Source organism: Campylobacter sp. W0066.1, assembly GCF_024723635.1.
Lineage (GTDB): Bacteria > Campylobacterota > Campylobacteria > Campylobacterales > Campylobacteraceae > Campylobacter_D > Campylobacter_D lari_C.
Map to the genome: position 1 here is coordinate 1 of NZ_JANQCW010000013.1, position 14,917 is coordinate 14,917.

Genomic DNA, 14,917 nt, shown 5'->3' on the forward strand with positions numbered 1-14,917 from the left:
TTTCATAACTTGGATTTGGCTTACCGCCACTATAACCTACTTCTGTATAAACTACGCCTTTGATTTCATCAAACACAGCTTGAGTACACCAAAAACAACCCGCACCTAAGATGATTTCTTTATTTGTCATTATTTTCTAAATCCTCATTTTCTTTTAAAACAAGTTGCATAAGATAAAGTTCTTCTCCGTCTATGATTTTTAAATCTTTATCTTCGCATTTTGGGCACCAAAAGATATTATTTTCAAGTACTCCGCTAAAATGGCATTTTTGACACTCAACTATTACTTCTTGGATATGCATAATAAATTTAGCATTCTTACACAAGGGACTATTTTCTTTAAAAGTTTCAAAGCTTCTTTGTAAAAGTGGAGGTTCAACCCCGCTTAAGCGCCCTATTTTAACATGCACTTCTTCAATAATTTTTCCTTGAGCATATTCTTCGCAAAGCTCTAGTAATGATTCTGTAATACTTAACTCATGCATTAGCAAATTCTTGGTAAAAGTTCGCCTTTTGGAGCTTCTAAAATGCGTTTTGCTCCATAAGCATTTTCTAAAACTACTCTTGTTTTTTCATTAGCTGTGATTTCACCTATAATGGCTGCATTAGCATTAAATTGTTTTAAAATTTCTAATGCTTTTTGCTCATCTTTTTTATCTACACAAACAATAAAAGTTCCTTCATTTGCAAGCTCATAAGGCTCATACCCAAAAAGCTCACAAACCCCTAAAACTTCATCGCAAACTGGGATTTTTTCTTCATATATTAAAAGCTCTAAATTACTTAATTTAGCCCATTCATTTAAAACCGCACTAAGCCCACCACGCGTAGCATCACGCATTGCTTTTATAGAAATATCTGCATTTAAAAGTGCTAAAACTTCATCTTTTAAGCTTTTGCAATCACTTTGGATATTTGCCTCTAAATTATTTCTTTCAACCAAAACCGCACAACCATGGGCTCCAATATCCCTTGAAACTAATATACTGCAACCACTTTTTAAGTCTTTGGTGTTGATTTTTTGTATATTTTTACCTATACATGAAGTGTTAATATATATTTCATCGCCTTTATTTTTAGGAACAACTTTAGTATCCCCACAAACTAGTTTTACTCCTGCTTTATCGCATTCTTCTTTTATAGATTTTAGTATAATTTTTAACTTTTCTGTCTCAAAACCCTCTTCTAAAATCAAAGCTAGTGATAAATATAGCGGTTTTGCTCCCACCATTAATACATCATTTACGCTACCACAAACTGCTAATTTTCCTATATTTATATCTTTTAAAAAGATAGGATTTAGTACAAAAGAATCGGTACTAAAAGCCAAATCATCTAAAATAGCAGCGTCATTTGCTTCTTTTAAAACATCATTTTCAAAAATAGAAAAAATTTCACTTATCAAAGCATTCATTTCTTCGCCACCACCACCGTGGGCTAGAGTAATTTGTTTCATTTTATGCCTTATCTTGATAGTATTTATAATAAGCCGCACAAGCTCCTTCACTAGAAACCATACAGCTACCTATAGGATTTTTTGGAGTACAAGCTTTTGCAAACACCTTACAATCATAAGGCTTAGCTAAGCCTCTTAAAATTTGACCACAAATACAAGCTTTACTCTCATCTTTACTTTGCACTTTACAGTCAAACACTTTGCTAGCATCTAAGTGCGCAAATTCATCTTTTAAACAAAGCCCACCATTTACAATCACTCCAAGACCTCTAAATTCAAAATCACAAGGTTTAAAGTATTTTTCTACTAAAGCTTTGGCTTTTAAATTTCCCTCTTTGCTAACTACTCTGTGATATTCATTGTAAACTTCAAAAGTATTTGCATTCATTTGCTCTACTATATTTAACACACTAAGCATTATATCAACTGGCTCAAAACCACTCACTGCTATAGGAGTTTTGTATTTTTTAGCAATAGGTTCATAAATATTTGATCCTGTGATAACGCTTACGTGAGAAGGTCCTAAAAAGGCATCAATTTTTACATTTTCATCTTGCATGATAGCTTCTACTGCGGGTGGAACTAATACATGATTAATATGAAAAAATAAATTTTTTAAATTTAAGGCTATACTTTTTTCTATAATCACCCCACTCATAGGTGTAGTTGTCTCAAAACCTATGGTAAAAAAGATTATATTTTTCTCAGGGTTTTTTAAAGCTATATCTATCACATCCAAAGGTGTATAAAGCGCTCTAACATCAGCTCCTTTGGCTCTAAGATCAATTAAGCTTTCATAACTTCCTGGCACTTTAAGCATATCGCCTAATACACAAAAGATAGTATTTGGCATACTTGCAAGCTTTAAAGCTACATCAATACGCTCTCTAGGCATAACACATACAGGACAGCCTGGGCCGTGAACAAAATTAATTTCTTTTGGCAATAAATCAGGTAAACCAAATTTCATAATACTATGCGTATGTCCACCACAAATTTCCATGATATTAATAGGCTTAGTAATTTTAGAAGCAATAAGTTCTTTTAGGGCTAAAATTCTTTCTTTATCTCTAAAATCATTAATTAAATCCATTTTTTAGCCCCATATCGCCTTCATTTTCATCAATTTGTCCATTTTGCATTTTCTCTGCTATATCTGTATAAATTTTTAAACTCTCTTGTGCAGCTTGAGTGTCGATTTTTTCCATAGCAAAACCTACATGTATAAGCACATAATCACCTACTTTTAAAGGCTCACTTATTAAATCCAAACTTACTCTTCTTTTAACCCCTAAAGTTTCTACTATAGCTGAATTTAGCTCATCAATTTCTAAAATTTTAGAAGGTATAGAAAGACACATTAGTTAAGCTCCTTTTTCATTTTTAGATAATTTATCCAAAGATCAAACCTTGTTTTTGTTTTGCTATCTAAAATCATAATATCTATTTTAGGATTTAGCCTTTTAGCAGCCATAGAAGCTGCTTTAAAATCAAAGTCAAAATGCTGAGCTAAATCGGCTTTAGTAATGACTAATAAATCAGCCTTTCTAAACATCACTGGATATTTTTCTACCTTATCACTACCTTCTGTTACTGAAAGTAAAACCACATTTAAATGCTCGCCTAAATCATAACTTGCAGGACATACTAAATTTCCCACATTTTCAACAAAAACTATATCAAGTTCGCTAAGTTTAAAATGATGTAAAGCTTCATGCACCATAAAAGCATCTAAATGACAAGTTTGTCCTGTGGTGATTTGATGAGCTAAGCCTCCTGCTTTGATAATGCGATTTGCATCATTGTTAGTTTCTAAATCTCCTTCAACCACGGCTATTTTTAAATCATCTTTTAAAGTTTTTATAGTTTCTTCTAAAAGTGTTGTTTTACCGCTTCCTGGAGAACTCATTAGATTAATACAAAGAGTATTATACTCATTAAAATGCTCTCTATTATGAGCTGCTTGATGATCATTTTTTGATAAAATTTTACTAATAACATTAATAGTTTTTTCATCTTTTAAAGCCGGATTTTCATGATGGTGATCATGATGATGTTCATGTCCATTAATAGAACAGCCGCAATCTTTACACATAATCTTTCCTTTATCTTTTTATTTTATTGTATATAAAAAAGTATTAAAAAAATATGAGTTTTATTAAGTTTTTAAAGATAAATAATGCACAAGTTGTCCAAGTGCAATAGAACTATCATTACAAGGAAATTGCAAAGAAGTTTTATAAGCAAAATTTTTTTGATCTAAAATTTCAAGTAAGGTTTTATTTTGAAATACTCCACCACACAAAAGCACTTCTTCTTTAAAATCTTTTGAATATTCTATAATTAAATCTGCAATGCCATTAAGCAAACCTGTGCTAATTTTAACTTTATCTTTATCTTCTAAGGCTTGCAAAAAAGCATTTTTAAAGCAAATTTCTTTTTCTTTGATGTCAAATTTGTAACTATAATCAAGATTTTTATCATAATATTTTTCCATCAAAAGTCCAATTTGTGCTTCATAATCAAGCTTTTGTATATCAAAAGCAAAAGCGCCAAAAGCATCAATAATTCTACCAAGAGAACTTGTATATAAAGAGCTTTGAGTATGAATTTTTTTAAGATTATTTAATTTTACTTGAGAAAATTTAGCTAAAAACTCGCTAGCTTTGCTTTCTAAATTAAAATCAAAAATCAAAGCTAAAGCTAAATTTGCGATATTTTTAATATCTGCATTAATTAGTTTGAAATTTTTAAAATGATTTAGCCTTTCATAGCTTTTTAAACTCGCTCTAAAAATCTCTCCACCCCAAATTTTTCCATCATCTCCATAACCTGTCCCATCAAAAACAAAGGCTAAAACATCATTTTTGTAAATTTTGTGTTCAAATAAACAAGCACACAAATGTGCATAGTGATGTTGCACGCGAAAATTTTTATAATCTTTAAATTCTTTTACATAGTTAAATTGTGGGTGTTTATCGCTTAAAATATGATCAAAATTTAGTTTATAAGAGTTTTGAAAGAAAGTTAAAATTTTAAAAAATCTCTCTTGTATGTCTAAACTTTTCATATCACCTATATAAGGAGAAATGAAAATTTGATTTTTAAAAAAACATGCAAATTCATTTTTTAATTCACTTCCTAGAGCTAGAATATTTTCTTTTACATTAAAAATATCTGCTGTGTTAATATAAAGTGGGTTAAGACCCCTTGAAGTCCTTAAAAACATTACTTCTTTACCAACAACTTGAGCAATGCTATCATCGCTTGAATTGTGTATTGCTCTATCATAATCAAGATAAAAATCAAATACGTCACTAAGTTGCTCTAAAAGTTTTGTTTCTTCATAAATAATGCTTTGTGAGCTTAAATTAGCACTAGTTGCAATGATAGGTTTTTTAAAATGTTCAAAAAGCATTAAATGCGTTCCCGTATAAGCTAACATAATACCTATTTTATTAGTATCTGGTGCTAAGCTTTTATGGATATTTTTGCTATTTAAAATAACTATGGGTTTTAAATTTGAAGTTAAAAGTTTTGTCTCAGCTTCATTGATAAAAGCTAATTCTTGAGCCATTTTAAGTTCTTTTACCATAATGGCAAAAGGCTTTTTAGGGCGATTTTTACGTATTCTAAGTTCATTTATAGCATTTTCATTTGTGCTATCACAAATTAAATGAAACCCACCTATACCTTTAAAAGCTATGATTTTACCTTCTTCTAAAAGTTTTGCAAGCAAGATAAAAGCTTTTTCATCTTTGGCTAAAATATTTTGACTTTTATCTTTTAAAAAGATAGTAATTTTACATTTTGGACATGAGAGTGGTTGAGCATGAAAGCGACGATTAGCGGGATCTTCATATTCACTTTGACAAAAAGAACACATTTTAAACTCATCCATAGTCGTATTAGCTCTATCATATGGGAGTTTTTTTATAATAGAAAATCTTGGTCCGCAACTTGTACAAGTGATGAAAGGGTATTTAAAACGCGGGTTTTTTTCATCATAAAATTCATTATAGCAATCCTCACAAAGAGCAAAATCGCTCAAAATCGGACTAAATTTTTCACTATCTTGTGAAGTACTTATACTAAATTCATTATAAGTTTTTTGAAGTTTTTTATAAGAAAAATTAAAATCATCTATCCTAGCTAAAGGTGGTAAATTAGCAAAAAGTTTTTCTTTAAAAATTTCTAATTCATCATTACTACACTCAAGGATTATAACAACACCTAAGCTATTATTATAAACTTCACCTTTTAAATTAAGCTCTTTAGCTATGTTAAAAACAAAAGGGCGAAAGCCAACGCCTTGCACTAGCCCTTTAATATGAATTTCATATCCAAAGTGGGACATCGCTTAACTTAAAAAATGGTATGTGTTTAAATACATTTTTACTAAGGCTTTTGTGTTCAAACAAGCTCCCACTAAGCACGGCACAATCAACTTGTTCTTTAGCTTTTAAATCATCGAATAAATCCCTTAAAAAATACGCCAAACTCTCAACAACACCTAAGGCTATGATTTGATTTTCTACTCCAGCAAGCTTAAAGCTCATCACGCTTCTTAAGGTTTTAGTATAATCAAATTCTTTTTGCTCATTAAGCTTAAAATCTATCCTAACACCTTTTGCCATTTTACTCTCATCTGCTAAAGCTAAAAGCGCTAATGCAGCACTTTGCACATCTTCATCAAGCTCTAAGATCATCCCTACCATGCCAAAAAGATTAAAAAAATTATTAGCCATATTTAGTTCTTTTCGTACTAGGGTAAATTCTTTTTCATAATTAGCTAGTAATCTCTTAGCAACATCATCTTGATTTATAGTTTCATAAAACTCATCAAAACTTTTTGGTAAATTTAGTTTTAAAAGATTTAGCTCTTTATCAAGTAAGATAATATCATCATTTCTTTTGCTAAGTTCTAAAAGCAAAGGCTTTTTGTCTTTAAAATCAGACAATATACAAGAAATTCTTGCAAAATTTTTATCTTCTTTTTGAAAAATCAAATTTTTAAACTCAGGTAAAATATAATCATAACCTCTACAAACTACTAGTTCATTTTCGATTAAAGCCACTTCAAAATCATCTTCAAAATGTTCTAGCTTTTTAAAATTTAAAAACTTAATTCCTTCTTTTTCAAGCTCAAAACATAAGGCAAACAAGAAAAGATTATCATATATTTTTATTTTAAAATACTCATGATTTAATTGATGATTTTGTCTAAAAATAGCATTAAATTTAAGTTTCATTAGAGGTTTTTCAACCCCTGCTAAGATTTTAAACTGCTCGTTATTACAAGAAAAAAATACATTGATATGCTTTGGATCGCAAGGTATTAAAAAATCATCTAATGCTTCATTAAAAATTTCAAAAACATATGTTCCTTTTGAGCTTTTAAAATATATTTTTTCTTTATTTTTTAATTTTTCTAAGGTTTTTTTTAAATTATCGCAGAAATTTTCTTTAGTGATTTTTATAAAATCTTCTTCTATCCTAAACTCTTCTTCTACAAAAACACCCCATTCATTTTCTAAAAGCTCACCATTAGTATAAGCATTTGCATTAAGTCTTGTTAAAAAACTTCTTTTAGTGAAGGTTTTTTCTTTTTTTATGGGCGTAAAATCTTCTTCTGTAACTTTTAAGTCAAATTTGTTTAAAAAAACACTGTGGCTGATATTTTCTAAATTAGAACAAAAGGCTTGAATTTCATCTTTTTCGCCTTTAATTTTAATGATGATTTTCTCATCTTTTTGCTCATAATTATACACATAATCTTTAGCATAATAAGCTAACAAATACTCAAAAATATCGTTTTTAGATTTATAATCAAAAGTAATTTCTAAAAGCAAGTTTAAAACCTTAAAATTAAAATTTCTAAAGCATAAATATAACAATTTTAATTCTAAGGAAAGCTTAAACAAGCTATCTAAAATATAGATAGCTTGTTATTTTAGTAGTTAAATTCAGAACCGATAGCGATTTTTTGAATTTCTTTTTTGTTTTCAAGTTTTAAAAGTGGAGCATTTTTATCCATACCTAAAACTTTTGCTTTTTTACCATCAAGTGACAATGCAACACCTTCAGGTAAAGCATAAACAACAACTTTAGGATTAACAATCAAAAACTCTTCAAGTCTTTCTTCGCGGCTTTCACCATTATGTCCTACTGGCTTACCTGAGATAAAATGCGGGTTGATTTGATGAGGGAAGATATTAAAAGTATTGAATGATTTTGGTTCAACTATAGGCATATCATTAGTTGTCATCATAGTTGCACCTGCTACGTTTGAACCTGCTGACCAACCAACATAAGGCACGCCCTCACTTACTCTTTTTGCGATGAGCTCTACTAGGTTATTATTATAAAGTTGATTTACAAGTTCAAAAGTATTTCCGCCCCCTACAAAAATCGCATCAGCACTTTTAACAATATCAGCAGCATTTCCTCTATGCACACTAATTATTTGAAGTCCTAAGCTTTCTAAAGCTTTAGCAACTTGTGCTTCATATTGCTCATAAGTTTTTCTAACACCCGCATAAGGTATAAATGCTACTTTTTTACCTTTTAAGTTGTTTTTTTCAACAAATTCTTTAAGCCAAGGTAAAGCATGGTTTAAATACCCAGTGTCTTTATATCCCGAACTTGAGAGCAATAAAGCTTTTTGCTTATCTTTTGGAAAATTAACCACATCATTAGCATTTAAAGCCACCCCACTAAAAAGCATAGCAGCTAAACCCAAAGCACCTACTTTTAACAAATTTCTTCTTTTCATTGTTTTTCCTTTAAAATATATTTAAAAACTATTTATTTTAATAAATATTTTTTTAAATTAAAATAAATTCTTGTTAAAAAATAAGACTTTTTAGAAAAACTTCTCTTGCTTTATAATCAGGCATAAATTTATATAAAAAATCATAAAATTCTTTTTGATGATGTGGGTAGATTAAATGTGTAAGTTCATGTAAAACCACATATTCTATAGCTTTTATAGGTTTTTGCATGAGTTTTAAATTTAAGTTTATGTATGCTTTTTGATGATTGCAAGAACCCCATCTTGAGATCATTTCTTTAATACAAATTCTTTGCACTTTTCTCTTGCAGACAAATTGCCATTTTTTTATAAAATACTCAAAAATCACCCTAGCACTACGCCTTAAAAAAAGATCTAAGGATTTTTGATTTTTTGCAAAGATTTTATCTTTTTTTATGAGAACTTTTTTGTGATTTTCGTTAAAAACTAGCTTGTATTTTTTACCTAAAAAATATAGCTCATCACTTGCTATAACTACCCTTTTTAAAGAAAGTTCTTTTTCTTTAGCTCTAATCCAACTTTCATTTTTTTCTAAAAATCTTAAAACATCTCTTTGCTCATAATATAGCGGTATGCTAAGCTTGAAATTTAAATCTCTATCTATCCTAAGTCTTAGATATTTAAGTTTTTTCTTTTCAAAAGCAAAACAAAATTCTTTAAATTCTAAAATTCCTTTTATACTAGAGCTTTGCCTTGCCATTTTTTACTTTTCCATCTATATGAATTTACAATACCACGTAAAAACTCATCCGCGCAAAAACCTATCCAAACTCCTAAAATTCCAAGCCCAACATAAAAACAAAGCACATAACCAACTGGTAAAGAAACCCCAAGCATAAACACCACTCCACTTAAAAACGGAAATCTCGCATCACCACTTGCTCTTAGTGAATTTACCATGACTATATTAAAAGTTCTTGAGATTTCTAAGAAGATTGAAAGAGTAAAAAGTGGTATCATAAGCTCTTTTAAACTCTCTTCAAGCTTTACTACACCCATGGTAAAATCTTGCAAAACATAATTAAGCAAAGCTACAAAAGCACTTGCAATCACACTAAAATAAAGCGCTATCCAAGTATGCTTATAAGCTAAATTTAAGTATTTTGCGCCAACTAATTTACCTATGATAATTTCATTTGCTACGCTTATAGCTTGCCCTACTAGCATGATGAGCAAAGAAATTTGAAAATAAATCGTTTGAACACTTAAATTTTCTTTGCCTAAACTTGCTACAAAAGCAAAAGCTATGGTGTATTGTATAAACCATATCAAATGCTCCCCTGCTGCAAACCCACCGATGTTGAGTATCTTTTTTAAAACCATTTTTTCAAGACTTATCATTTCTTTAAATTTTAAATGAATTTTAAGCTTAAAGCTAAGTATACCCACAAGCATACAAAAAGATATCACACGCCCAAGTATATTACTAAGCCCTACTCCAAAAAGCTCTAACTTTGTAAAATGTAATACATAAAAATTTCCTATAAATATCACAACATTCATCAATAAGGTTGTAAACATAACCCAATAAGCCATATTATACACCCTAATAATAGCAGCCAAAACTATACCCATAGCGTCAAAAAACAAACAAATTCCAAGCATATGCAAGTAAATTTCACTGTCTTTTAAAAGTTCATTTGGAATTTGTAAAAGATAGAGTAAAAACTCTCCATGCCATAAAATCAAACTTCCACACACAAAACCAAGCAAGGCATTTAAAAATAAACTTTGATGGATTACTTTTCTAGCTAAAGTATAATTTTTAGCTCCTAAAGCTTGAGCAATCACCACACTACAACCCACACTTAAAAAACTAAAAATAATAATAAATAAATCTGCTACTTGATTACCCGCACCCATAGCCCCAACTAAAAAGTTAGAATACTGCGAAACCATAACGGTATTGATAATCAAAGAAAAATATCTTAAAAACATTTCAAGTAGTATAGGCATACTAAGATGTTTAAGTGAAAGTTGTTTGCTGGCCATAAATACTCTTTTTGATAATAATTTTTGAAAGTAAAAGTAATTTTACTTAAAAATTGCTTTTTTAAAGATAAATATATTTTTAATTATACTGATTTTAAGAATAAACAAATATATTTTAGAAATTTTGATTAATTACATCATCAAAATTTCTAAATAAATAAAAATTACCCAAAAGCTCCGTTTAAATAAGCTTTTGTTTTTTCTTCTTTGGGATTTTCAAAAAATTCTTTACTCTCTCCAAATTCTACAAGTTCTCCTAAATGAAAAAACGCAGTATAATCAGCCACGCGCTTACCTTGTTGCATATTATGTGTTACCATAATCATGGAAAGATTATGACTTAATTCTTTAATAAGCTCTTCTATAACACTTGAAGATATAGGATCAAGTGCAGAAGTTGGTTCATCTAAAAGTAATAATTTTGGTTTTATAGCCAAAGCTCTTGCTATACAAAGGCGTTGTTGCTGACCACCTGAAAGTGCTAGAGCATTTTGCTTTAGTTTATCTTTTACTTCCTCAAAAAGCCCTACTTTTTTAAGACAATCTTCCACCAAAGCATCTTCTTCATCTTTGTTTTTGATCATCCCATGGAGTTTTGGAGCATAAGAAATATTATCATAAATGCTTTTTGCAAAAACATTAGGTTGTTGAAATACCATTCCAACTTTTTTTCTAAGCACGACTAAATCTTGATTTTTAACATCTTTTCCATCAATCTCGACAAGACCATCTACTTTTGCTATTTTGTCATTCATCCTATTAAAACAACGCAAAAATGTGGATTTTCCACAGCCTGAAGCACCTATTAAAGCTGTGATTTTATTTTTTTGAATTTCCATATTAATATCAAACAAAGCTTGTTTTTTATCATAAAATAAATTTAAATTTGTTGTTTTTGCTATCATTTTAATTTTCCTTGAAAATATCTTCTTAAAAGTATTGCTGCTAAATTTAAAATCACCAAAAGAGATAAAAGCACTATAATCCCTGCTGCTGTTCTTTCTAAAAATGCACGCTCTGGCATAGCTGACCATGAAAAAATTTGAGCAGGTAAAACACTTGTTGGCGCAAAAATTGAGTTTGCCACATCAGGTATAAAAGCTATCATACCTATAATCATCAAAGGTGCGGTTTCGCCAATAGCCCCTGCTAGAGTTAAAATAGAACCTGTTAAAATCATAGGCATTGCCAAAGGTAGCATAATGCCTTTTATCATTTGAATTTTAGTCATGCCTAAAGCATATGCTGCATTTTTCATATTAATATCCACACTTTTTAAGGCAGCTTTAGTTGAAACAATAATAATAGGCAAACTCATAATTGCTAAAGTAAGTCCCCCAACTAAAGCACTAGAACGAGGCATCCCAAAAAGATTAATAAATACCCCAAGTCCTAAAAGTCCAAATAAAATACTAGGAATACTTGCAAGGTTATTAATACACACTTCTATAAAATGCGTAAATACATTTTGCGGAGCAAATTCTTCTAAATAAATAGCTGCTCCAACTCCTATTGGGATACTCACAGCCATACATACTAACATTACAAGCAAAGTTCCAACCACAGAAGCAAAGATTCCTGAATTTTCAGGTGATTTAGAGTCTCCATTAAGGAAAAAATTTGTGTTAAAACTTAGTTTGATTTCTTGCTTTTGAACTAATTCATCAACTAAAGTTTTTTGCTCATCGCTTAGTTTATTGTAGTTTTTTTTCATATATTGATCAACTTCAGAATTTGCTAAAAGCCAAGATTTTTCTTTGATTTGACCTGTTCTTATTTTCCTTTGCTCAGCACGCGATAAAAGCTCATACGAAGGGCTATTTCTATCAGCCTGGGCATAAATGTAAGTTTGCTTAAAAGCTCCTATCCCAAGATATCCTACGCTTGATAAAAAAATACAAAGAAAAATAAGGTTTATATAAAGCCCCATTTTACAGAATCTTTTAAAATTTTTTGAAGCTTTTTTTCTTTGTTTAAAAAGTTTATTCATAAATTTTTCCTTTTATGGAAGCGATTAATCAAATAAACGCTAAAAATATTAATGATTAATGTAATAATAAAAAGCACAAGCCCTAAAGAAAATGCACTTAAAGCCAAAGAGCTATCAAAAGCTTGATCACCACTTAATGCTTCTACTATTTTTACAGTCACTGTTGTCATATCTTCTAAGAAATTCATTGTTAAATTTGGACGCAATGAAGCAGCCATAACAACAATCATCGTTTCACCTAAAGCTCTTGAAAGTCCTAAAAGACAAGCTACAACTATACCTGGCATTGCTTCTGGTAAAATTACTGCAAATACAATTTCTTTTTTAGTCATACCTAAAGCATAAGCTCCATTTATCCTTTTTGAACTTACAGCTTCAATGCAATCTTGTGAGAGTGAAGCTACTATAGGAACTATCATGATACCCATGATAAAACCTGCACCTAGGGCGCTTTGAAAACTAGCTTTGATACCAAAAAGAGAAAAAAACCACACTATAAAAGGAGCTACAACTATGGCTGCGAAAAATCCAAAAACTACAGTAGGAATTCCTGCTATGATTTCTAAAATAGGTTTTAAATAGTTTTTAGATTTTTTACCTGCAAATACTCCAAGATAAATAGCACACATTACACCTAAAGGTAAGGCTGTTAACATTGCTATTAATGAAATATAAAAAGTTCCCCAAAATAAACTCAAAGCACCAAAAACACCATGCTTGCTACTTCCATCAGCACCTACAAATGCAGCATCTGCTGCCCACTGACTTGAGAATAAAAAAGTAAATACACTTTCTTTTTGAAAAAATTTTAAAGCCTCTATTAAAATAGTTAGCATAATAGCAAAGCTTACTACTACACTAACAAAAGCACAAAGAAAAAGCGTTAATTTTATTATTTTTTCTTTTATCAATTTTTCATCCTAAAAATTAAAAAACTTTCCCTGCTTTAACAAGCTCATCAGTTAATAAACCTTTTTCTTCTATATGTTTTTGGGTTGCTTTTAAAGTTTTTTCATCCAAAGGAACTAATCCTATTTTTTCTAATTCTGCTCCGCTTTTAGCTAAATCATCACTCATATAAATTTTTGCAAATTCAAATACTTCTGGATTTTTCTTAGCATTCATATATATAAACAAAGAACGAGCTAGTTTATATTTTCCTTCGGAAATATTCTTCTCATCAGCTTTTACACCATCAATGTGGGTAGCATTAATCTTATCATCATTACTAGCTAAAAATCCGTACCCAAAAAGCCCAAAAGCTTCTTTATCAACAGAAAGTTTTGAAACAATTAAATTATCGTTTTCTCCACTTGGTATAAATGCTCCATCTTGGCGTATAGTTTTATATGCACCTTTATATTCAGGAATTTTTTTAGAAATATCTACCATTACAAGCTCTTCTATACTATCTCTTGTTCCTGAACTTGATGGAGGACCATAGATTGTAATTTTTCTATTTGGTAGATTTTTATTGATTTGTTGCCAATTTGTGTAAGGATTTGGGACTAATTTTCCATCTTGTGGAATTTCTTTGGCCAAAGCTAAAAATAACTCATGTAAGCTTATATTTAATGGAGCATTGATTTTATTTTGAGCTAAAACTATGCCATCATAGCCTATCATAATCCCGACTATATCACTCACACCTGATTTTTTACAAGTTTCAAATTCACTTGGCTTGATTGCTCTTGAAGCATTAGAAATATCAGTAATTCCCTCGCAAAACACTTTAAAACCACCGCCTGTGCCAAGACTTTCAACTATAGGTGTTTTTGTATTTTTTATAACAGCATATTCTTCAGCAACAAAAGAAGTAAAAGGATAGACAGTGGATGAACCTGCTATTTTTAAATCTGCTGCGTTTAGACTAACAAAAGTAGCTACACTTAAAGCCAAAAGTTTTTTCATTTTTTCTCCTTAGTTAAAAAGTGATGAAAATTTAAAAAAACTTGGAAACATTTTGGATACATATATTTTTTGATATAATTTTTATATGTTAAATATTATTTTGATAGAAGATGATAAAGACTTAAACGAATTAATCACACTAAGACTTAGTCAAGAAAATATAAAAATTTATAGTTATTTTGATTTTTTTGACTTAGAAAATTTTCTAGATACAAATGAAATAGACTTAATCATCATGGATAGAAATTTACCAAGTGGCGATAGTGTAGAGATGATAAAACATTTAAGAAAAAAAGGTTATATGGAGCCTGTGATTTTTCTTAGTGCAAAGACTTTACAAAAAGATATTTTAGAAGGTTTTGAGCAAGGCTGTGATGATTATATATGCAAACCCTTTGATTTTAATGAACTTTTATTTAGAATCAAAGCTGTAACTAAAAGAAATAAAACTCCAAAAGAACAAATTTCTTATCAAGATTTTACCTTATATATAGAAGACAGAAAATTAATCTATCAAACAAATACATTTGAAAATTTATCAACCCTAGATGTAGAACTACTCAAGTGTTTTTTTAACCACAAAAATCAACTTCTAAGCCGTCAATTTTTAAGTGAGCAAGTATGGAAAAATGACACAACAAGCGATAAGACAATCAATACAGCTATTTTAAGATTAAAACAAAAAATTCCACAAATTAAAGAAAATATCATTTCAGTGCGCTCGGTGGGTTATAAATTGTGCTAAAAATAAAAA

General features: G+C 29.8%; 16 protein-coding genes. 1 reads left to right on the plus strand and 15 read right to left on the minus strand.

Annotation, left to right across the window (positions count from 1 at the left end):
- From CAMP18497_RS05885 to CAMP18497_RS05955, 15 genes are all read right to left on the minus strand, one after another.
- On the minus strand, positions 1-130 hold a 130-nt coding region (locus CAMP18497_RS05885), incomplete at its 3' end, for a peptide-methionine (S)-S-oxide reductase (RefSeq protein WP_337213170.1).
- Positions 120-485, minus strand: coding sequence for a hydrogenase maturation nickel metallochaperone HypA/HybF (locus tag CAMP18497_RS05890; RefSeq protein ID WP_337213116.1), 366 nt, complete (start codon positions 483-485; stop codon positions 120-122). The genes CAMP18497_RS05885 and CAMP18497_RS05890, both read right to left, overlap by 11 nt.
- Complete coding sequence (gene hypE, locus CAMP18497_RS05895) at positions 485-1,456, minus strand: hydrogenase expression/formation protein HypE (RefSeq protein ID WP_337213118.1); 972 nt, start codon at positions 1,454-1,456, stop codon at positions 485-487. Before hypE ends, CAMP18497_RS05890 begins: the two co-directional genes overlap by 1 nt.
- 1 nt (position 1,457) lies before the next feature.
- Positions 1,458-2,549, minus strand: coding sequence for a hydrogenase formation protein HypD (hypD, locus tag CAMP18497_RS05900; RefSeq protein ID WP_263723738.1), 1,092 nt, complete (start codon positions 2,547-2,549; stop codon positions 1,458-1,460).
- Positions 2,536-2,817, minus strand: coding sequence for a HypC/HybG/HupF family hydrogenase formation chaperone (locus CAMP18497_RS05905; RefSeq protein WP_039618343.1), 282 nt, complete (start codon positions 2,815-2,817; stop codon positions 2,536-2,538). The genes hypD and CAMP18497_RS05905 overlap by 14 nt, the downstream gene beginning before the upstream one ends.
- Positions 2,817-3,551 carry a hydrogenase nickel incorporation protein HypB gene (gene hypB, locus CAMP18497_RS05910; protein WP_214115323.1) on the minus strand — a complete coding sequence of 245 codons (735 nt, stop codon included), beginning with the start codon at positions 3,549-3,551 and terminating at the stop codon, positions 2,817-2,819. Before hypB ends, CAMP18497_RS05905 begins: the two co-directional genes overlap by 1 nt.
- 63 nt (positions 3,552-3,614) lie before the next feature.
- Complete coding sequence (hypF, locus tag CAMP18497_RS05915; protein ID WP_337213123.1) at positions 3,615-5,813, minus strand: carbamoyltransferase HypF; 2,199 nt, start codon at positions 5,811-5,813, stop codon at positions 3,615-3,617.
- Positions 5,794-7,308 (minus strand): hypothetical protein, encoded by a 1,515-nt coding sequence (locus CAMP18497_RS05920; RefSeq protein ID WP_337213125.1) that lies wholly within the window; start codon positions 7,306-7,308, stop codon positions 5,794-5,796. Before CAMP18497_RS05920 ends, hypF begins: the two co-directional genes overlap by 20 nt.
- Before the next feature lie 101 nt (positions 7,309-7,409).
- Positions 7,410-8,231: a dipeptidase PepE gene (pepE, locus tag CAMP18497_RS05925; RefSeq protein ID WP_337213127.1), complete on the minus strand. Its 822-nt coding sequence runs from the start codon at positions 8,229-8,231 to the stop codon at positions 7,410-7,412.
- Positions 8,232-8,304: 73 nt separating this feature from the next.
- On the minus strand, positions 8,305-8,970 hold the full coding sequence (locus CAMP18497_RS05930; protein ID WP_337213129.1) for a M48 family metallopeptidase: 666 nt from the start codon (positions 8,968-8,970) through the stop codon (positions 8,305-8,307).
- Positions 8,946-10,262 (minus strand): MATE family efflux transporter, encoded by a 1,317-nt coding sequence (locus tag CAMP18497_RS05935; protein WP_337213130.1) that lies wholly within the window; start codon positions 10,260-10,262, stop codon positions 8,946-8,948. Before CAMP18497_RS05935 ends, CAMP18497_RS05930 begins: the two co-directional genes overlap by 25 nt.
- A gap of 164 nt (positions 10,263-10,426) precedes the next feature.
- Positions 10,427-11,167, minus strand: a complete 741-nt coding sequence (gene pstB / locus CAMP18497_RS05940) for a phosphate ABC transporter ATP-binding protein PstB (RefSeq protein ID WP_337213132.1) — start codon at positions 11,165-11,167, stop codon at positions 10,427-10,429.
- The gene (gene pstA / locus CAMP18497_RS05945; protein WP_337213134.1) at positions 11,164-12,252 is read right to left on the minus strand and encodes a phosphate ABC transporter permease PstA; all 1,089 of its coding nucleotides are present in this window, start codon (positions 12,250-12,252) and stop codon (positions 11,164-11,166) included. Before pstA ends, pstB begins: the two co-directional genes overlap by 4 nt.
- On the minus strand, positions 12,249-13,163 hold the full coding sequence (gene pstC / locus CAMP18497_RS05950) for a phosphate ABC transporter permease subunit PstC (RefSeq protein ID WP_337213136.1): 915 nt from the start codon (positions 13,161-13,163) through the stop codon (positions 12,249-12,251). The genes pstA and pstC overlap by 4 nt, the downstream gene beginning before the upstream one ends.
- Before the next feature lie 16 nt (positions 13,164-13,179).
- Positions 13,180-14,163, minus strand: a complete 984-nt coding sequence (locus CAMP18497_RS05955; RefSeq protein ID WP_337213138.1) for a substrate-binding domain-containing protein — start codon at positions 14,161-14,163, stop codon at positions 13,180-13,182.
- Positions 14,164-14,248: 85 nt separating this feature from the next.
- On the opposite strand from CAMP18497_RS05955, the gene CAMP18497_RS05960 reads away from it, so the two are divergent.
- A complete protein-coding gene (locus tag CAMP18497_RS05960) occupies positions 14,249-14,908 on the plus strand; it encodes a response regulator transcription factor (protein WP_337213140.1) in 660 nt (219 codons plus the stop codon).
- The last annotated feature ends 9 nt before the right edge of the window (positions 14,909-14,917 follow it).